Source organism: Alteromonas sp. KUL106 (assembly GCF_009811415.1).
GTDB lineage: Bacteria > Pseudomonadota > Gammaproteobacteria > Enterobacterales > Alteromonadaceae > Alteromonas.
The window spans coordinates 52,003-72,608 of the sequence record NZ_BLIG01000051.1; the positions used below are offsets into that span (position 1 = coordinate 52,003).

Below are 20,606 nucleotides of genomic sequence, written 5' to 3' on the forward strand. Positions count from 1 at the left end.
CGGCTTTTTTATGGAGGTGATTAATACCAGTGGCTTTAGACGGCTGGCGCTATTAAGCAGTGAATATCACCGCTTAATAGACATCAATAGTGCTACCGTGCATCAAACACGATGGAGTAGTGATAACGCTTTTCCTCTAATAAAAAGGCTTTGTGCGTACTCGGACTCCATGAGTCGTCTCCGCCAACCCCCATATGCGCATGGTCAATATAAACAAAGATGCAATCCTGCGGCGATAAATCACAGGTATGCTTTGCACTATCAAGCTGCGCCTGTCCGAATTCACTGACATTAAAGTTGAATTGTCCCTGCACATTTACGCCGCCAATGTCTAATTGCTTGCAGCCACAGCGCAAACCGTTGTCCGTTGGGAAAATATATTGGGTTTGAAACTCATTAACAGGAAGCGTGTAGCGACCGTAACGCGCTGCTGATTTCCTGTCGGGGTAATTTTCAAACGGCCCCAATCCCAGCCAAGAAACGTTTACCTGCTCTTGCGCTGGCACCGCCATTTGCATACCAATTCTTGGCATGGGCGGCAAACTATCATCAAATAACACGTCCACATCCACTTTCAGTGATGCAAGTGTATTAATAGTGTACGTCCACTTGGTGGCAGCCACGAGGGCGCCGTCATAGTGATATTCAAATAACGATGTTATACGTACATCGCTGGTGCTCTGTTCTACTTCAACATCTGTGCATGTACGATTCCACTGCCCTACACCTGCGCGACGCCAACGAGACTCCCATGCATTTGGATCTGGGTTATCCACTTCGCTAACACCAATATCATTATCAAGTGGGGCCCTGAAAAAATTATCCTCTAAGGGTGCGCTAAGTGTTTCATTCTCATTTTTTAGCCAAGACGTTAAAAGCCCGCTTCTCTTGCTAAACCTAAACACTTGGTTTTTCGCATTAACAATGAAATTCTCATCCTGAGCTTCTATCGCTATATCAGTGTTATTACTTTTTGCGTCTTTTTTAGTAGAAGAAAACGACACAATACCGCTTTTATTGGTAAGTACTAACTGCGCAGTGTCCATCACGTGCCCGGCTTTCGCCCATGAACAATCTTCGGCTAATACAACATCGATATTGAGGTGGTAATCAGCGCCCGCCTTAAACGTAATTTCCGGCACTAAATTGAGCGTCTGGGTGTGTTGTGGTGCAATATCAATGTCGCATTCACCGGCGACAATGACTTCTCCGTTTTCTAACACCTGCCAGCGCAAAAGCTCGTTATCCGTGCGCCTAAACAAGTAGTCACTAGTGATAGAAAGGGAGAGCGTATTCTGCTTTTCGACCAGCGAAAAACTTAAGTGTTGCTGACAGTACTTTGCTTCAAACAAATGTGGATGTGGCGTTCTATCAGGAAACAGTAAGCCATTTATACAGAACTGTCTGTCGTTGTCCGTATCGCCAAAGTCGCCGCCGTAGGCCCAATACGCCTCTTTGCTATCGGTATACTTAGTTAGTCCTTGGTCAACCCAGTCCCAAATAAAGCCACCTTGAAGGCGGGGATAAGCTTTAAATGCCTTCCAGTACTCATCAAAGCTTCCCAAACTATTTCCCATCGCATGCGCATACTCACACAGTATGACGGGGCGATTTTCGCCAGGCATTGACAACCATTTTTTAATTGCCCATTTAGGTACCGCGTCGTCTTTGATGTCGGTATCTACTCTTGCATACATAGGTGCAATGATGTCGGTTGCAGTAGTATCAGCACCGCCGCCCTCGTATTGCACTGGGCGAGATGGATCAAAGGATTTAGCCCACCCATACATCGCATCATGGGTAGGTCCATGCCCACATTCATTGCCTAATGACCAAATAATAATGCTAGGGTGATTTTTGTCTCGCTCTACCATTTGAGTGAAGCGCGCCATGTAAGCGCCTGCCCATACTGGATCGCGAGAAAGCCTCCCCATTGGAAACATACCGTGGGTTTCTATATTGGCTTCATCTACTAGATAAAGCCCGTATTCATCACAAAGTTCATACCATCGAGGATGATTAGGATAATGCGCGGTCCGCACAGCGTTAAAGTTGTTTTGCTTTAACAGTTTTATGTCTTCAAGCATGTCATCATCATTTATGGCATGCCCTTTTAGTTGATGATGTTCATGACGGTTGACACCGCGAATCAGCACGGCCTTGCCATTAACGAGAAGCTGCCCGTTTTTCATTTCCACGTTTCTAAAGCCTACGCTATAGGCCTCTCTGTCTACCACATTGTCGTTATTATCAATCAGTGATACCACGATGCGGTAAAGGTAGGGTGTTTCTGCAGTCCAATGCTTAGGCTCTTTAACACTTAACGTTTGGAAAACCACGTCATCCCAACCGCCCTTCTCGTCAATACGCTTGTTATTAGTACCAGTAATCTCGTGTTCAGTGACGGCATGGGTACCGTCGAAAAGCTGAATGCCCACCTTGTAACTAGAAGGCGCTTTAATTGACGTGCGAACTGAGAGCTCTCCGTCTCGATAGCACGCATCGAGGCGAGGTGTGACAAAGACATCTTGAATGTGGTGGTGAGGCTTAGTGATTATGCTCACGTCACGGAAAATACCGCTTAGCCACCACATGTCTTGATCTTCTAAATAACTACCGTCTGACCATCTAATGACCATGGCCGCCAAACGATTCTCGCCCTCAACAAGCAGCTTAGTGAGATCAAATTCAGCAGGTAAACGGCTGTCTTGTGAATAACCAACGTATTCTCCGTTACACCATAGATGAAAGGCACTATTTACCCCTTCAAATACTACGTGATTACGCTGTAAAAGCTGCTCTTTCGTTATGTTGAATACTTTTCGGTAGCAGCCTGTCGGATTTTCACTAGGCACAACAGGAGGGTTTACCGCAAACGGGTATTTAACATTGCAATAAATGGGCTTGTCGTAACCTTGCAGCTGCCAGTTTGAGGGAACAAGTATGGGATGCCACAAGCCCCCTTCTTCAGGGCTTAGAGTAGCAGAGAGTAAACTTTCAGGTACGCTTCCTGGTGCATCAAATAAACGGAAATCCCATTGACCATTTAAACTGCGTTTCTGCGCATTGGTATTGTGCAATGCGTCTTTCAGCGTTTTATATCCGTGATGTGGACTGTGGGCATTAATGCGGTTCCTCTGAAATACAACTGGGTTTTGCCAGTCGTTTTGAGCCACTACTTGCGCAACATTAAGCATATTCTATCCCTTACGTTTTAGTAGCGCCCAATATAGCTAACTTTCAGTAAATCCATTATGCTCTAATCTTTCATCTATTTATCCAAAACTATCATTTTACATTTATGCAACCTAGCTTCAAAGATATTGTAGACATAGGGCCAAGCTGCTTTGAGCGCTTTATCGATAGCAGTAACGCACCAGAAATCAGTGAATTAGATATAGAACTTGCCGGATGCTCTAATTTATCAGGAAGTTACACTGTAGGTCGTGTTTCACCTCCTAACCACACCTTATTTTACAGTCTTAATGGGCAAGGCATATTTCGCACACCGTCAAAAAATACGCTGTTAAAGGAAGGACAACTGATTATTTTGCCTGCTCATCAGAGTTTCGAGGTCTCTATCGCAAGTGAGCAGTGGGACATCATTTGGCTAAACTTGGCAGACACCGAGCGCTGGACGTCCCTTGGCAATAATGGCGCACTTGTTTTGGACAATGCGGCGTTAGAAGGATTACATCACGCAATGGAGCTATTGTATTTAGAGCGCGACGTCGAAGCTCGGCAGGCCGCAATGCAAATAGCATCGAAATATCTTTGCGCAATTATTGATAAAAAGCTTGGTGAATTTCAAGCGGGTGAAAAGAAAGAGCGACGTCAGATAAATAGACTAAACAACTTATTTTCTGCTGTAGACAAACAACTACAGTTTAACTGGGATATTAAAAGTTTATGTGAGAAAGCCCACTATTCATCCCCCCACCTTCATAGACTTTGTATGCAAACTTATGGAAGAAGCCCGAAACAGCATCTCATTTATCTGCGTATGGCTAGGGCTAAAAGCCTTCTTCTAAGTACACAATGGCCCATATCCTATATCGCGAGCTACGTGGGCTATGCCAATGTGTTTACCTTTTCAAAGCGCTTTAAGAAGTCTACCGGCATGTCGCCCACCGACTTTCGCAATATCACTGAATAATCAACGGTGAGTAATCATCGGTGAGCAAACAGGTTTTATCTCTCTTGTATTACCGATTTGAATAACGCACTGGAACAACAGAGATTTAGGGCCGTGGCCCTAACTTCCCGCTATTTTCATTTGGTCGATAAGCACTGAGCCAGTTTGCACGCTACCGCGTACGTCTTTTTCAGCACCAATTGCCACAATGCCTTTAAACATGTCTTTAAGGTTTCCGGCAATGGTTACCTCGTGCACAGGGTATTGGATGATGCCATTTTCAACCCAATATCCCGCAGCACCGCGAGAATAATCTCCCGTCACGCCATTAACGCCCTGCCCCATTAGTTCGGTGACGAAGAGCCCTGTGCCCATTTCTTTCAACAACGCTGCGTCACTGTGACCTGTGTCGCCAACGAGCCAGTTATGAATGCCACCAGCATGTCCATTCGAACGGGTGTTAAGTTTACGAGAAGAATAGGTGGTATAAAGATACGTCGCCAATGTTCCTGCTTCAACGATGGTCATGTCCGAACACGCAACGCCTTCGTTATCGAAACTGGAACTCGCTAATCCCCCTTTGATAAAAGGACGTTCTTCGATATTAAGCCACTCTGGAAAAACCTGTTTACCTAAACTGTCTAGCAAGAAGCTTGAACGGCGATAGAGGCTACCACCGCTGATTGCGCCCACATAGTGCCCAAATAAACTGGATGCGATATCGCGATGCAAAAGCACCGGCACAGTTGCAGTGTTAATTTTCCGTGCCCCTAATCGGTCAACGGTAGATTTCGCCGCCTCTTCACCCACAGAGGCTGCTGATTGCAGCAATGCCGCTTTTCGGCTAACCGTATAGGCGTAGTCACGCTGCATATCGTCATTTTGCGCACCAATAACCATACAGCTTAGTGAATAACGACTGCTCGGATAACCTGCGTTAATACCGTGCGTATTGCCATATACACGCATGCCCAAATTGGCGTTGTACGATGCGCCATCTGAATTAGTAATGCGCGGATCGTAATTCATTGCTGCCGTTTCGGCTTCAATGGCAATTTGAATCGCCTTTTCCGTATCTAACTCTTCTGGGTGATAAAGGTCTAAATCGGGAAATTCGGTCGCGATAAGGTCGGCATCGGCCAATCCTGTGCATGGATCTTCACTGGTATAGCGTGCAATATCTACGGCTTTTTCAACCGCTAAGGTCAACGCTGCTTTACTTAAATCTGCGGTGGATGCGCTGCCCTTACGCTTACCAACATATACGCTGATCCCTAAGCCGCCGTCGTTAGTAAACTCAACGTTTTCAACCTCTTGCATTCGTGAAGATACGGCAATGCCTTGCACTTTAGACATGCTAGCTTCTGCTTGGGTTGCGCCTTTTGAAAGGGCTAATTTTAGTACATCATCTACGACATTTTGAATGTCGCCTAACTGCTGCTCAATTTGCATAGTAAGTTTCGCTGTCTTAATTCGACTGTGATAGTTACAATTTAGCTAAAGTGTAACACTAATGAGTTTGAAATGAGTGATCAGAAATATAATTCTCCCGAAGATCCTTACTTCGAAGATGCGCAAGCAGATGAGTTCGAAGAGGAAGAATTAGTCAGTAAAACTGAGCTGAAGCGTCAGGCTAAAGAACTTCACAAGCTAGGTGAAACCCTTGTGAATCTGACCGACGCTAACGTCGCTACTATCCCTATGGATGAAGAGTTAGCAGAGGCTGTAGCCATAGCTCGCAGAGTCAACAAGAAGAAGGATGGTTATCGACGCCAACTTCAGTTCATAGGCAAAACCTTGCGTAACCGGGATACCACTGCAATAGAAGAAGCCTTGGCAAAACTGACCCATCAGCATCAAGCAGCTAACGCAGCCTTTCATGCGTTAGAGAAAGCCCGTGAATCGATAATTGAACAGGGCGACCCAGCTATTCAAAAGCTGATCGAAGCACACCCTGAGCTAGACCGTCAAAAACTGCGTCAGTTTCACCGCCAAATTAAGAAAGAGCGTGAAAAGAATGCCCCACCCAAAGCGTTTAGAGAGCTGTTTCAATATCTAAAGGATGTGATGCACGACGATAAGTAGTATTTCACTTTCGTAGAGACAAAAAAGGTTGGTACTAACGCCCAACCTTTTTAGTTTCGCTACGTGTTGACTACCGTCTATTTACGCAGTTCCGCCCACAGTAAGTTCATCTATTTTAAGGGTTGGCTGACCCACACCCACTGGCACACTTTGACCGTCTTTACCACACACGCCCACGCCTTTATCAAGCGCGGTGTCGTTACCAATCATGGAAATTTTTCGCATCACTTCAGGCCCATTACCGATTAAGGTAGCGCCTTTAACTGGGGCGGTAATTTTGCCATTTTCAATAAGGTACGCTTCTGCGCTAGAGAACACGAATTTGCCTGAGGTAATATCTACCTGACCACCCGCAAAATTCGGCGCGTAAATACCTTTATCGATAGACGCAATAATTTCTTGCGGGTCGTGTTGCCCTTCCAGCATATACGTGTTTGTCATGCGCGGCATAGGCAAATGAGCATAAGATTCGCGGCGACCGTTACCGGTTGGCGCAACGCCCATCAGTTTGGCGTTGTGCTTATCCTGCATGTAACCTTTTAAAATGCCGTCTTCAATTAACACGTTATGCGCCGTAGGCGTACCTTCGTCATCCACTGATAGTGAACCTCGGCGGTCGCTTAATGTGCCATCATCGACAACGGTGACACCTTTAGCCGCTACCTGCTGGCCAATGCGGCCACTGAACGTCGATGCGCCTTTGCGGTTAAAATCACCTTCTAGACCGTGGCCTACTGCTTCGTGAAGTAGCACGCCGGGCCACCCGTTACCTAGCACAACGGGCATAGCGCCTGCCGGAGATGCCACAGCCTGCATGTTAACGCGTGCCATGTGAAGGGCATCTTCTGCCAACGTTTCGTAATACGGTTTACCGTTCTCGTCCTGCTTAAAGAACGAGTAGGCATAACGACCACCAGCACCAGCAGAACCACGCTCGCGTCTATCGCCTTGTTCTAGCAATACTGAGCAGTTTAAGCGCACTAGCGGGCGAATATCGGTAGCCAAAGTACCGTCGCTTCCAGCAACTAAAATTTCTTCATACACACCGCTTAAGCTCACCACTACTTGGTTGGCAGACGGTTCTTGCTTGCGAATATAAGCGTCTACCGCTTTTAATAACGAAATTTTTTCAGCGTCCTGCATAGCAAGGATCGGGTTATTTTCGCTATAACGTGCTTCAACGTTTTTTTGACCCAGTGCCGCAACTTGCTGTGTACCACCACTTGGAGCAATACCCCGAGCCGCTTTACAGGCTTTAGTTAACGCTTCTTCACTTATTTCGTCTGAATAAGCGAACCCCGTTTTCTCGCCGCTTATAGCACGCACACCTACGCCGCGTTCGATGTTGTAGCTGCCTTCCTTGATAATGCCGTCTTCCAGCACCCAACTTTCGTGCTGGCTAGACTGAAAATAGAGATCGGCATAGTCAGTGTCGTGGCGATGAATGGTGGCGAGAGCCTTCTCTAGCTTAGAAATATCTAGCCCTGAGTCAGATAATAAATGACGCTCAACAGATTTAGACAAAGTGACTCCTGAATCGGTTATGTTCGGCAACCGGCATATTCTGTTTAATGGTTCTTCTTTCTGCAATATCGACTTTGGCCGATACCAACCCTACATCGGTTGCGCGTTCGGCAAGGGTTTTACCCCATGGCGACAAAACGATGCTATGGCCGTAAGTCTCACGACCGTTGGCATGCACACCGCTTTGGTTTGCTGCCACAACAAAGCACTGTTTCTCTATGGCCCTAGCCTGCAACAGAGCATGCCAGTGCGCTTCGCCAGTGCGTTGGGTAAACGCCGCAGGCAATACTAAAATATCAATATCGCCCATTGCAGAAAACAATCCTGGAAAGCGTACATCATAGCACACCGCAAGCCCAATGTTGCCAATTGGCGTATTAATGGTAACAACTTCGGTGCCTGCCTGCGTTGTTGCCGATTCGCGATAACTTCCCGTATTGTCGTTTACCGAAACATCAAACATATGTATTTTTCGATAGTCGGCAAGTAACTCGCCATTCGTACCAAACAACATGCACGCAGCCGAAAATTTTTCAGGGTTCCCCGTTTTTACTGGAAATGTACCTGACACGATATAACACTGATATTGTGCAGCAAGCTTTGACAAGCGAGCCTGTATTACACCTTCGCCTTTATTTTCAGCAACGGCTAACTGCCCTTTGTCTTTGCCACCAAAAAACGCAAAACATTCAGGCAGTACAACCAAGCTATTTTTTTCAATATTAGCCGCGGCCATCTCTTTTGCTACTGTATCAAGGTTTTCATCAACGTCGGGCGTTGATGTCATTTGCAGTGCAACTAAATTAACCATCGATCACCTCCATTTTCACCCTGCGCAAATCATCTTCCGTTAACGGCCTGTCCTGAGGATTTGCAGGCGCAGGCGTATTTTGCGCAGGTAAACTAATGTCTTTACTGTTGCGTTCAACTTCATCGAACTTGGGATCTTTTATGGTGCCGGTCACGCGATAGTTCACATTCGAAATCACTTTCGCAGAGGTTAGCACTTGGTCTATTGCCAGTGCCGCCAACGCAGTAGGGGGTGTCGCCAAAAAATACACCAAGAACGGTAAGTTACCCGTTACATTTGGCGCAAACGACACATTGTAGTTCAGACCGCCTGTATTTAAGTCTGTGTAACCGTTGATTTCTATCTCACCTGCGCCGCCGTCAATTTCGGTGTCATCCGTGTACGCTTTCCCGTTGACAATATTGAGCGTTCCGCTCATATCATCGTAAAAGAACCCTTTTGCGAATACATCTCTAAAATCAAGACTGAGTTTTCTTACAATCGAGTTCAAGCTAAACAAGGTGAATATTCTGGAGCCTTTGTCACTGAGCTCAGTCAAATACCCATCAGATAAAGACCATTCTACGTCGCCATTGAGTGCTTCAAACCCGAAATCCATTGGCGCATTTGGCCAATTGATATTGAATTTAATATCAGCGTTTGAATCTTTGATACCCGACTCAACCCCGTATTCTTTTAGCATTTGTCCAACGTCAGGTGATGTGAGCGTACCGCTTAACGCGCTGAGTATTTCTCCATCGACATGTTTCCAATAACCACTTGCAGTAATGTTAGTTTTGTCAGATTTAAGTAAAAGCTGACGTATGGCTAACCCATTATCTTCTTTCGCAATATTGAGCGTCACTTCACCTAAATCTATGCCGTGGAAACCACAGGACTGGCAATAAAAATAAATAGGCGGTAACGAGTTAGGGTCAATATTGTAGGGCGAGCCGTCCTTTGATGAATCTTGCTCTACAACAATGATGTTACCCGCGGAAGTCATATCGTTATTTGATGCGGTGGACGCTAAATTCACCGGCTTGTCTAACGACAAGTAGTCTGCGTTTACCTCAATACCCTGCTCTGTTAAGTCACTATTAATCCTGATGGTGGCGCGCGCCTGAGGTGACGCTAAATCTACTATCCAGTCTTTATTCCGTTCAGCCGCATTAAGCTCAGCATTTTTGATGATGTGCCCCGCAAAGCTGAGTCGCTCGGCTTTTGCAAAAATGCGTGACGGTGTACCAAATAAATTCGGACGCTTCGTTTCTTCAAGATCGTCCGCTAGAGCGCGCTCGGCACTGGCTTTTTGCTTAATGCCCTCTCCTGTACCAGATAGCAACATATCAATCGTGCTAAACCACTCTTGCACGTCGGCGTCCGCTAAGTTCGCGCTAATGCTAAAACCTGTTCCAATATTGGCGATGTCGCTGTCACCTAATGCAAGATGGGCGCGAGAAAACTGCATTTCTTTGTGCGGTAAAATACCGTCAAAACGAATACTGTCGCCAAGCGTCGCTACAATATTTGAGGCTTTGCCGTTACCCTTACTGCTAATCACCAAGGGCAGGCTACTTCCTGCAGGTGTGTTAAAAGGAGCAGGTAAAACGCTTTGTGTTGCCGTCAAATCTGCTGTTAAGTTTGCCGCATATTCAAAGCCATCGTTTGACAGTGAAAGGTCAACGTGGGTCTTCCACTCACTTTCACCATCAACATAATCGGTAAGGTCAGTATTGACATAATTGGCCAGAGGATGCGCATGCCAACGCCCTCCTAACTCAACGGACAGGTCGTATGTTTCGTTCTGTCTACCCGATAGCGAAAGATTGATGGGCTGCTTTAGAAAGTTTGCTTTTATATTGCTGGCATCTATGTCACCGTTGGTAAATGACACATCTCCCGATGCATTATCGAATAGCATGTGGGTCGTTGCGACATAAACGGGATTGTTAGCTAAATGCGCCGTGCCTGACGCCATCACGTCTTTACCTTTAAAAGGAATGTCGAGCTTGATATTTGCAGAGAGCGGGCCGCTAATTTGTACTTCTTCATTAAGGACTTTGCCTAAAGAGTTTTCAAGAGATGAGTCCATCATCAGTGCAGTAAGCGCATCTCCAGTTCCCTCTCCGGTAGCATAAATTGCCAGCCTTGCGTCAGGCGCAAAGCTCGGAATGGCCGCTGACATATCGCTTATTCGCATACCCGCCAGCATCGCGCTTGGACTCTCCATCACCAATGCATTATTGACAAAGTAAAGCGAAAGGTCTAACTCACTTAGCGCAGGCCAGTCTGGCGCAAATAAGAAATCCCCCTGCTCTATTTCTACATACGCTTGAAAAATGCCTGAGTTGTCATCGAAAGGAAATTTACTGGCTGCGCCATGCCACAGAATTCGCGCATTATCTACTTTTCCTTTTCCGTTGAAGGCCCGAGTCAGGTAACTGTCAATATTTTTGCCCATTACGCCCACGGGGAATAAATCGCTGACTTCATTTAGAGGTATTGAGCTTACGTTCATATAAAGAGACATGAACCCCGTGGATGTATTAAGCATAAATTGGGGCTTAAGCGTGACCGCATCGCTGTCAAACAGCATGTTGTTGCCTTTCACTATCCACTGCTTACGCGCGTCGCCTTCCGTCTCGGGATAAATATATAAGTGCGATGTGAGCGATTTTATCTGAAGATCTTTTTTAATCACCCCATTGGCACTTAAAACGCTGTCGGTACTTTCTAAGTAAATAGCACCGTTGTTCTTATACCAAAATAGTTCTGCATTTAGTGAGGATAATCCCGGGATCTTTTCTGTTTTATCCCACTGCAAATCTAACACTTTTGCGGCCAACGAAGGTGCACCGTTATGTAATTGAATCTGCAGGGTCGCGAGCTCACCTGTGGGATTTAAACCGCGTATTTCGTCCTCACCCGTATCGTCCATAAAAAGGGGAAGAAGCAGTAAAAAGGGGTTTACCTGAACGGGCTTTACGGTATTTATCAATACATCGCCACTTGGCGCGATACTGCCAATGAGATCCGTCGTCATCGTCTCATCGTTTGAGCTAAGTACAAGATTGTCTAATCTGACGTTCCAACCACCACGCTGGCTCGCCGTGTTAGGTATTACTTGCAAACTTCCGCTGCTGATACCTGTTACAGTTTTTGCGCGACCGCCGCCCCATTCCAACAAGCTATTATCGAGTTCAGCCTGCACACTGGTAATTTCACTATTAGTAAAATCAGCCCACACCTCAAAATTGGCGCGACTTTGCGTAAGCGGACGCTTTGTATTAATTAAATCGCTGACCCACGGTGATATGTCGAGTTCTTCTGCTTTGGCATAGAAAACCCCCTTAAAGTCTTCACGCGTACCATTGATATCGATAATAAATGAAGCAGAGTTTGCCGCTAATTCGGCAACTTTTAACTGGCCTAAACCTTGGTGTCGTTCGTCTTGGTTATTCCAAGACAAGCTCTCTATATTGAAGGAGTTTGTCTCGTTAAGATGTGTGATTGAAACGGCGCCATCTTCAAGCGAAAAGCTTTGTAACTGCTCTAGAAATAAACGTTCTAGCGCACTCACTACAGGGAAGTTATTTTTTCCTCCACCTGATAAACGGTCTGCATCCACATCTAGACGAAGACCTCGTAACTCAAAACGATTAGAAGAAATAAGCCGATGGCGCAGGGATTGCCAAAAATCAAGTTCGACATAAATTTGGCGAATATCAAGGGCAACGGGCGAGGCATCATCTTTGGCAAGCGATACCGAATTTAATACAATGCTAGGGCCACTGCGCTGCCAAACAGCATGCACACTTTTGATGGATAGGTTAACGCCATACTGCTCGTTAATATAGTTTTCCAACAAATGTTTGTTGTGCTCAATATGCGGCAAAGCATAGCGTGCAGCGCTTAAAAGAAGCGCGAAAAGTACCAGTAATACGGCGAGTAGCAGCCAGAACTTCTTGAGTAGATAAGCCGCTACCGACGAAAAATTTGTCACATTTTGCCTTTGTATAACGTTAATGCATTACATCATGACGACGTCGTACTTATCCTGGTTGTACAATGTTTCTGTTTGAACCTTAATTTGCTTAGATACAAACACTTCGAGCTCGGCCAGCATATGAGACTCTTCTCCCATTAGGGCTTCAGCCACTTTTGGAGAAGCGTAAACCACAAATTTGTCAGCGTCGTAAGCGCGATTAACGCGCACAATTTCACGCATTATTTCAAAACAAATGGTTTCTATGGTTTTCACTGTGCCTCGCCCTTTGCATACGGGGCACTCACCACAGAGAATATGCTCAATGCTTTCACGGGTCCGCTTACGGGTCATTTCAATTAACCCTAACGCAGTAAAACCGTGGATGTTAATTTTGGCTCTATCCTTGTTCGTCGCTACCTCTAATGAGTGTAAGACACGGCGTTTGTGATCTGGTTCAATCATATCGATAAAGTCGATAAGGATCATTCCGCCAAGATTACGTAGTCTTAGTTGACGTGCTATTGCCTGCGTCGCCTCAGTATTGGTATTGAAAATGGTTTCTTCTAAATTACGGTGCCCAACAAAGGCCCCGGTATTGATATCGATAGTGGTCATGGCTTCAGTTTGATCAATAATCAAATAACCACCAGACTTTAAGTCGACTCTGCGTTCGAGGGCTCTTTGCGCTTCGTTTTCAACGTCGTACAGATCAAAAATCGGTCTATCGCCAGTATAGTACTCAAGCTTGCCATTCATTTCCGGCACGTACTCTTTGGTGAACTGAAAAAGCTCTTGGAACGATAACTTCGAGTCTATGCGTATTCTGTCAAGTTCTGTACCAACGAAGTCGCGCAAAACACGCCGTGCAAGCGGTAGATCCTCGTAAAGAACATTCGACTTTCGCTTTTTCATGCGAGACTGAATTTTATCCCACAACCTGCGTAAGAATGCGGCATCTGACTGTAATTCATTCTTGCCTACCCCCTCTGCTGCAGTGCGCAAAATGAAGCCGCCGTTCTCATCACAAAACTCTTGTACCAGCGATTTTAGACGCTCACGCTCGGCTTCTTCTTCAATGCGCTGAGACACGCCCACGTGCGTGACTGACGGCATAAAGACAAGATAGCGACTTGGAATAGTAATGTCTGTCGTTAAGCGTGCGCCTTTTGTACCGATTGGATCTTTTACCACCTGAACGACAATGTCTTGCCCATCGCGAACCAGTTCACGTATATCCTGTTTTTGGATATGACTCGCCGAGACTTCTTCTGCAATTTCATTGTGAATAACGATATCCGACGCGTGCAAAAAGGCGGCTTTTTCAAGCCCGATATCAACAAACGCCGCCTGCATGCCCGGCAATACGCGGCTTACTTTCCCGCGATATATATTGCCAACCAGGCCGCGCTTGGTGTGACGCTCTACATGTATCTCTTGCAGTATTCCGTTTTCAATCAGCGCAACGCGTGATTCTGACGGAGTAACGTTAATAAGTAGTTCAGCACTCACGACACAACTCCAAATGCATTGAGTAATTGGCGGGTTTCGTACAGAGGTAAACCGATCACGGCGCTTGCACTGCCGTTTATTGAGACCACAAATTCACCGCCAATACCTTGAATAGCGTAACTACCTGCTTTATCGGCAGGTTCTCCGGTTTCCCAGTATGCGTCAATTTGCTCATCCGTCAACGTTGCAAAGGTCACAGATGTCGTAATGACTTGCGTCTCTTGCTGAGTATCACTCGCTGCACAGATAGCCGTGAGCACATCGTGGGTATTACCAGAAAGCATAGTAAGAATACGTTTAGAATCGGCCTTATTTTCAGGCTTACCAACACTTTGCCCGTTGAAGGATATTAGCGTGTCGCTTGCCAGAATGACGGTATCTTCCGTCATGGCTTGCGAAGACAAAAGCTGCGCTTTTACTGCTTGGGCTTTTTCACCAGCAAGCCTTGCTACAAGTGCCATCGGCGACTCGTTTTCACGGGGCGATTCATCAATATCGGCAGGATGTATTGTGTGTGCTATGTTCATCTGCCTGAGCAACGCAGTGCGTCTAGGTGATGCTGACGCTAACACGACCGATTTTGTCATTAACTTACCTTTGGTTCTAGCAAAAAGAAGGATGAATCACACTATAGAAAACTGTCTTCGGGTACGTCTAAGCAACCAAAATACCCAAGGCCATAACACCATGGACGTTAATACCGGCCACAAATAGTCAACCTGAAAATAAATAGCTGTCAAAAGATGTTGAACCCAAAATGTCATCAGGTGATATAACGATGACATAAGACCAATAATAATCGCTTGCTGCCAAACAGAATAGTTACGTAAGCGTTGGTAATTCGCCGCCAATATGTACACGCTAAGGCTCAAACCTAAACTGTGAATACCTAACGTCGTGCCGACTAACACATCCATTGCCACACCGGTTAAAAAGGCCACTCCTACATTCACTCGGTGAGGCAGTGCCATACTCCAGTATGCCAACACCACCAACACCCAATCAGGGCGATAAACATCCACCTGCGTAGGTAGGGGCACAATTTGAAGTACCAGTGCGACCAAAAGGCTGATCCAGATAACGAGGTTACGTTTACGCATCTGACGTTTTCTCCTCGTTTTCAGCGGCTTCTTCCAATTCGTTATCAGGTGCAATGTCATCCTGATTATTCCGCCAGAGAAGAAGAAGATGGCGAAGCCTGTCTAAATCGGCTAAGGGTGCAACGGTAACGCGGGCAAAGGGCCGACTTTCGTCGCGTACCACTTGCGTGACTTTAGCCACTGGGTAGCCCTCTGGAAAAACGTCACCTAACCCTGAAGAGATAAGGGTATCGCCTTCTCGAATATCAACGCTATGGGGGACATGTTCAAGAAAGAGTTCATTAAGCGCACCACTTCCTGTTGCTATAAATCGGATGTCATTGCGAAGTGACCGCACGGGAATAGCATGAGTGACGTCCGCGATAAGTAAAACACGGCTGTTTGTCGACCCGACTTCCATCACTTGGCCTACAATGCCTTTGTCATCTAGCACCGGCTGAGACAAATAAACGCCGTCTATGGCACCTTTATTTATCACCACCTGCTGGCTGTATGGGTTTTTATCAACGGCCATGAGCTCGGCAACCATTTTATGCGAAGACTCGCGCACTGGTGCTTGTAATAACTCACGAAGCTGCGCATTTTCTTTGGAAATAACATCGAATTGCTGAAGCTTTTCACTCATAAGCAGCAGCTTGTTATTTAACTTTTGGTTCTCAGCTAAGAGTTGTTCTTGCGAAGTAAGACGCTGCGCGCTCTCGCTCAGCATGAGCCCCGGAAGATTAGCAATGTATTGAAGAGGACTCATAAGAGAGTTTAGATAGACTCGCGTAGATTTAAAGCCATCCATTTTATGATCGACAAATATCAGGATAACCGACAGGACAAGTGCCAGTGTTAATCTGATATTTAAAGAAGGCCCACGAGTAAAAATAGTATCCATGATACAAATAAGGCAACCTTACGGTTGCCTTTCCTGTTTATTCGTAGCTAAACAGGTCGCCACCGTGAAGGTCAATCATATCGAATGCCTTGCCACCGCCGCGCGCCACACACGTTAACGGATCATCAGCGATAACCACTGGAATACCCGTTTCTTCCATGAGCAGCCTATCTAAGTCTTTCAACAATGCACCACCGCCGGTCAGTACCATACCGCGCTCAGAGATATCAGAAGCGAGTTCAGGTGGAGACTGCTCTAGTGCCACCATGACGGCAGACACGATACCCGTTAGCGGCTCTTGAAGCGCTTCAAGAATTTCATTTGAGTTAAGTGTAAATCCACGAGGTACGCCTTCTGCAAGGTTACGGCCGCGCACTTCAATCTCGCGCACTTCTTCACCAGGATAAGCTGCACCAATTTCATGCTTTATACGCTCAGCGGTCGCTTCACCAATCAGTGAGCCAAAGTTGCGACGAATATAGTTGATAATCGCTTCGTCGAATTTATCACCACCAATACGAACAGAAGAGGAGTAAACCACGCCGTTTAAAGAGATGATAGCAACTTCAGTTGTACCACCACCAATATCTACCACCATCGAACCTTGCGCTTCAGATACCGGTAAGCCAGCGCCGATCGCCGCAGCCATTGGCTCGTCGATAAGAAAAACTTCACGGGCGCCCGCGCCTAACGCAGACTCTTTGATTGCACGGCGTTCTACTTGAGTAGAGCCACACGGCACACAAACCAAAACACGAGGACTAGGGCGAAGAAAATTATTGTCGTGTACTTGTTTGATAAAGTGTTGAAGCATTTTTTCTGTGACGTAAAAGTCCGCGATAACACCGTCTTTCATTGGGCGTATAGCGCGAATATTGCCTGGTGTTCGGCCAAGCATACGTTTTGCTTCTGCACCAACCGCAGCGACGCTTTTAGGTCCTGCTGCACGTTCTTGGCGAATAGCAACGACGGAAGGTTCATTAAGTACAATACCTTGGTCTTTTACGTAAATCAGCGTGTTAGCTGTTCCGAGGTCGATGGACAGATCGTTAGAGAACATGCCTCGAAGCTTTTTAAACATGAAGAGTGTATTCCTGTTTCTATGTTAACGCGTATTTGCAAAGGTGAGATGGCGACGCTTTAACGTGAAGTCGATAGTTATTCGCACACTTTAACAATGGGGGCAATTTTGGGCAAGCGATGCTGTAACTTAGAGTCAAAATAACTGCTAAAAAATAAAGCGACGTTAGCGCTTACCCAACAAAGGTATACCACAATACGCATTTATCCGTTGAATCTGAAGTTAGACCCACATAATGACCGCGTGAAAACGAGAAGGTTCAACATGCGTTGGGTTTACTGAGGATTTTATTACTCGTTTTCGCTGCTCGATTATTTAATACCAATTCGCACAGATAATTGCTCTTAAAAACAGATGGAGTTACAGAAAAGATTACTGAGTAAGATTGGTCGCTGTACCTGAGGCAGGAAAATAATCAAAGTAACTTCCACTACTAAGACTAAAGCGGCACCAGTAGTTGTCTTCCCCCTCGTCTAACTCTGCATAATAACGTGCGTTAACTTTGAAGCCGTCAACACGAAGAGGTGCAGCGACCAAGGCTTTCCATGTTTTCTCACACCCTAAGTCTGAAGACTCATAACTTGGCCAACCATCGTGATTCATGCGAACTGGCGTTCGGTTAATTTCACTGCCAGACTCATCAAAATGAATAAGCATGATCATGGTTGTTGATGGGTGGACTCGCCACTGCCAATGGGAAGCAACAATATGGCGTTTAAATTTGTCAAATTGAGCGGCAAAAGCTTTCGTCGTTGTATCTTCTTCACCCGTGTGAAGAAAGCTCATGGTAACGCCCAACGTTAAAGCAAAAGCAATGGCAGCAGCGGCCTTTGCGATACTTGCTTTGGAAGACACTTCTTTTTCTTTTTTTGTCATTGGCCTTCTCACAATCTACATCTAGAAATAGCACGGTTGATTTGTTGACATATCACCTTATCGGCATGGTACAGATATTTTGAAGTAAGGCGTTACCGATACTGTGACTTTAAGATGATAGGCATTTATCAAAGTTATATCATTTGGTTTCTTTATCATCGTGTTTTTGAAGTACTGTCACGCCCCAAAAATCTCCATCTTTCTGAAGAAGTTCCCATCCACTTTTCATCAAAGATCTTCGCGTAAAGTAATTCGTCATACCATGACCAAAAAGTACAATCCGTTGATGGCTTTTGCTCAATTCATCAATATGTCTAGAAAGCGTGTTAACTCTCTGTCGCGCAAATTGAAAGCTTTCGAAGCGACCTTTAAACCCCATAAACCACAACGCACGGCATACGACAACCCAGTGCCAACTGCGCAAAATAAATGGAAGTTTATAATAAGGAATATCCATTTCTTTAAGATAAGAAAGCTCTTCATTAACCTGAGTTACGCCATAGTAGGCTGCAGACAATTTGGCCCTCAATAATGGACTCACAATAATGTAGCTATTTTCGACCGGCACTTTTTGTTTAGGATGGCTGGATGGATCTAATATAGATTTGTTGTAATTACGAACCCAGTTAGCGTAATCCGCTGAATTTACTTTTTCATTGTGGGCAGAAAGAGGTTTTCCGTGGCGTATTAGCACAACTTCTCTAATAGGTATCTTAGCCATAACATCCCTTCCTTGGTAAGCTGCTAATCAGCACGATAAAAATTGTTTAGGTCACGCAGTAAGTCATTCAGCACGTAAGGATATTGTTTGTGCTAGTTATGACGTAAAGCCCAGAACGGGCTTTACAATATACAGAAGATTATGCACTTTCGGCTGTAGCGTTTACGACATCAGCAATTGCATTAACCGTGCTATCGATATATTGCGCCAATGACGCCTGCTGAGATTTGTCTAAACGCAGCCCATGTTTAGTCCTGCGCCAAATCACGTCTTCTAACGTGCAAGCCCATTCACAATTTATGAGGTAGTCGACTTCGGCACGGTATAGCCCTGCGCCAAAATCTTCTCCCATCTCTTTTATCGCTGTGAGGCCTGTTAAAAATTTATAGCATAACAAACCGTATTGACGGGCGTATCGCTCTGCAATCGACTTTTCTAGCCATGGAAAATCGCTTCCCAATTTTGCAACGAGAGAAGCATGGTTCTCGAATGCACCGCCAGGAAGGGGAACTGTCTTCGTCCATGCTTTCTTGGCTTTGGGAAAACACGTTACGAGTTTGTCGACAGCGTGCTCAGCCAGTTTTCTATAGGTTGTAATCTTTCCGCCAAAAATATTGAGCAGAACAGGTTCTCCGGCTTTGCCTTTCAACTCGACCTTATAATCTCGGGTAAGCTCTTGCGCCGATGCATTCTTCTCTTCTAACAAAGGGCGCACGCCACTGTAGGAATGTATAATGTCGGACTGCGTAATCTTCTTTTTAAAATAGTTATTCACTACTTCAACAAGATAGTCAGTTTCGGCTTTGGAGATTGCAGCATCAGAAGGATTGCCTTTAAAATCTTCATCTGTCGTACCCACCAATGAAAACTCCCCTTCATAGGGGATCACAAAGACAATTCTGCCGTCTTTGTTCTGTAGAATGTATGCTTCCTCTGTGTCGTAAAGCTTTGGCACAATAAAGTGGCTGCCTTTAACCATTCGCATCGCGTTGGGGTTGTTCACATTGACTAAGCGATCCAGGAACGAAACAGCCCAGGGACCTGCGGCATTAACAATAGACTTGGCCTTTATTGTAAACGTTTTCCCTTTTGCGCTTTTAAGTTCAACCTGCCACAAATCATCCTGTTTCTCAGCTTTGACGCACTCGGTCCGCGTATAAATTTCTGCGCCTTGATCTTGCGCAGCCAATGCATTCAACACCACCAAACGGGCATCATCGACCCAGCCATCCGAATACTCAAAGCACGTTGTAATGTCGCTTACTAAGGGACTATCGCTTGTGGTTGAAAGCTTGCGTGAACGAGGCAAAATATTACGTTTGGCTAACGAATCATACATAAATAAGCCAATTCTAATCATCCAGGCAGGCCTAAGATGCTTTTGGTGTGGTAAGCGAAAACGTAGCGGCCACATTATGTGTGGGGCTTTTTTTAATAGAACTTCGCGCTCGGCCAACGCTTCTTTTACCAATCGAAACTCATAATGCTCTAAATATCGAAGACCACCGTGAATAAGCTTACTACTAGACGACGAGGTAGCACCGGCAAGATCACCCTTTTCACACAAAGCAACTGAAAGACCTCGGCCTGCGGCATCAAGTGCGACGCCCACACCATTCACTCCGCCGCCAACGACGAGAACGTCTACCGTTTTTTCAGATTGATTGCCGTGTTTCATAAAAAGCTGCCTTTGATGGTGTTCATTTATTTGGCTATTTGACCGCCAAAAAGAAAACATGTCAACATAAAACGAACATTTACGAACATTAAAGGAATGTAAGTGAAAGTGCTAAAAGAGAGTTCTTACACGACTACAACGGACGAATAGAGGATGAGACACGGCGCACGGGCACTGATAATAACGCAGAGAAGAGCCAGTTTATGCTGTCCAGAGACAGTGAGATTTGTATG

The 20,606-nt window shown here is 45.6% G+C and carries 15 protein-coding genes; 2 read left to right on the forward strand and 13 right to left on the reverse strand.

Going from position 1 to position 20,606, the window contains the following annotated elements; all coding sequences use genetic code 11:
- Nucleotides 1-92: 92 nt before the first annotated feature.
- Nucleotides 93-3,197, reverse strand: coding sequence for a beta-galactosidase (locus GVO63_RS17870; RefSeq protein ID WP_159581650.1), 3,105 nt, complete (start codon nucleotides 3,195-3,197; stop codon nucleotides 93-95).
- A 104-nt stretch (nucleotides 3,198-3,301) separates the two neighbouring features.
- Here GVO63_RS17870 and GVO63_RS17875 point away from each other — a divergent pair, with 104 nt between their 5' ends.
- Nucleotides 3,302-4,156 (forward strand): AraC family transcriptional regulator, encoded by an 855-nt coding sequence (locus GVO63_RS17875; protein WP_159581652.1) that lies wholly within the window; start codon nucleotides 3,302-3,304, stop codon nucleotides 4,154-4,156.
- A 99-nt stretch (nucleotides 4,157-4,255) separates the two neighbouring features.
- Here GVO63_RS17875 and pmbA read toward each other — a convergent pair whose 3' ends face one another.
- Nucleotides 4,256-5,587: a metalloprotease PmbA gene (pmbA, locus tag GVO63_RS17880; protein WP_159492291.1), complete on the reverse strand. Its 1,332-nt coding sequence runs from the start codon at nucleotides 5,585-5,587 to the stop codon at nucleotides 4,256-4,258.
- Between the two features lie 72 nt (nucleotides 5,588-5,659).
- On the opposite strand from pmbA, the gene yjgA reads away from it, so the two are divergent.
- Nucleotides 5,660-6,220, forward strand: a complete 561-nt coding sequence (gene yjgA, locus GVO63_RS17885) for a ribosome biogenesis factor YjgA (RefSeq protein ID WP_159492289.1) — start codon at nucleotides 5,660-5,662, stop codon at nucleotides 6,218-6,220.
- 81 nt (nucleotides 6,221-6,301) lie between these two features.
- Here yjgA and tldD read toward each other — a convergent pair whose 3' ends face one another.
- The 11 genes from tldD to glpD form a co-directional block, all read right to left on the reverse strand.
- Nucleotides 6,302-7,744, reverse strand: a complete 1,443-nt coding sequence (gene tldD, locus GVO63_RS17890) for a metalloprotease TldD (RefSeq protein ID WP_159492287.1) — start codon at nucleotides 7,742-7,744, stop codon at nucleotides 6,302-6,304.
- Nucleotides 7,737-8,555: a carbon-nitrogen hydrolase family protein gene (locus tag GVO63_RS17895; RefSeq protein ID WP_159581654.1), complete on the reverse strand. Its 819-nt coding sequence runs from the start codon at nucleotides 8,553-8,555 to the stop codon at nucleotides 7,737-7,739. Before GVO63_RS17895 ends, tldD begins: the two co-directional genes overlap by 8 nt.
- A complete protein-coding gene (locus GVO63_RS17900) occupies nucleotides 8,548-12,540 on the reverse strand; it encodes a YhdP family protein (protein ID WP_159581656.1) in 3,993 nt (1,330 codons plus the stop codon). The genes GVO63_RS17895 and GVO63_RS17900 overlap by 8 nt, the downstream gene beginning before the upstream one ends.
- 27 nt (nucleotides 12,541-12,567) lie before the next feature.
- Nucleotides 12,568-14,034, reverse strand: coding sequence for a ribonuclease G (gene rng, locus GVO63_RS17905; RefSeq protein ID WP_120962836.1), 1,467 nt, complete (start codon nucleotides 14,032-14,034; stop codon nucleotides 12,568-12,570).
- Nucleotides 14,031-14,621, reverse strand: a complete 591-nt coding sequence (locus GVO63_RS17910; RefSeq protein WP_159492281.1) for a nucleoside triphosphate pyrophosphatase — start codon at nucleotides 14,619-14,621, stop codon at nucleotides 14,031-14,033. The genes rng and GVO63_RS17910 overlap by 4 nt, the downstream gene beginning before the upstream one ends.
- Before the next feature lie 36 nt (nucleotides 14,622-14,657).
- Complete coding sequence (gene mreD, locus GVO63_RS17915) at nucleotides 14,658-15,134, reverse strand: rod shape-determining protein MreD (RefSeq protein ID WP_159492279.1); 477 nt, start codon at nucleotides 15,132-15,134, stop codon at nucleotides 14,658-14,660.
- Nucleotides 15,127-16,017, reverse strand: a complete 891-nt coding sequence (gene mreC / locus GVO63_RS17920) for a rod shape-determining protein MreC (protein WP_159581658.1) — start codon at nucleotides 16,015-16,017, stop codon at nucleotides 15,127-15,129. The genes mreD and mreC overlap by 8 nt, the downstream gene beginning before the upstream one ends.
- 37 nt (nucleotides 16,018-16,054) lie before the next feature.
- On the reverse strand, nucleotides 16,055-17,098 hold the full coding sequence (locus tag GVO63_RS17925) for a rod shape-determining protein (RefSeq protein WP_012516782.1): 1,044 nt from the start codon (nucleotides 17,096-17,098) through the stop codon (nucleotides 16,055-16,057).
- A gap of 372 nt (nucleotides 17,099-17,470) precedes the next feature.
- The gene (locus GVO63_RS17930) at nucleotides 17,471-17,974 is read right to left on the reverse strand and encodes a hypothetical protein (RefSeq protein WP_159492275.1); all 504 of its coding nucleotides are present in this window, start codon (nucleotides 17,972-17,974) and stop codon (nucleotides 17,471-17,473) included.
- Nucleotides 17,975-18,113: 139 nt separating this feature from the next.
- Entirely contained in the window at nucleotides 18,114-18,695 is a 582-nt protein-coding gene (locus GVO63_RS17935; protein ID WP_159581660.1) for a phosphoglycerate mutase family protein, read from the reverse strand.
- Between the two features lie 139 nt (nucleotides 18,696-18,834).
- Nucleotides 18,835-20,373: a glycerol-3-phosphate dehydrogenase gene (glpD, locus tag GVO63_RS17940; RefSeq protein WP_159581662.1), complete on the reverse strand. Its 1,539-nt coding sequence runs from the start codon at nucleotides 20,371-20,373 to the stop codon at nucleotides 18,835-18,837.
- Nucleotides 20,374-20,606: the final 233 nt, after the last annotated feature.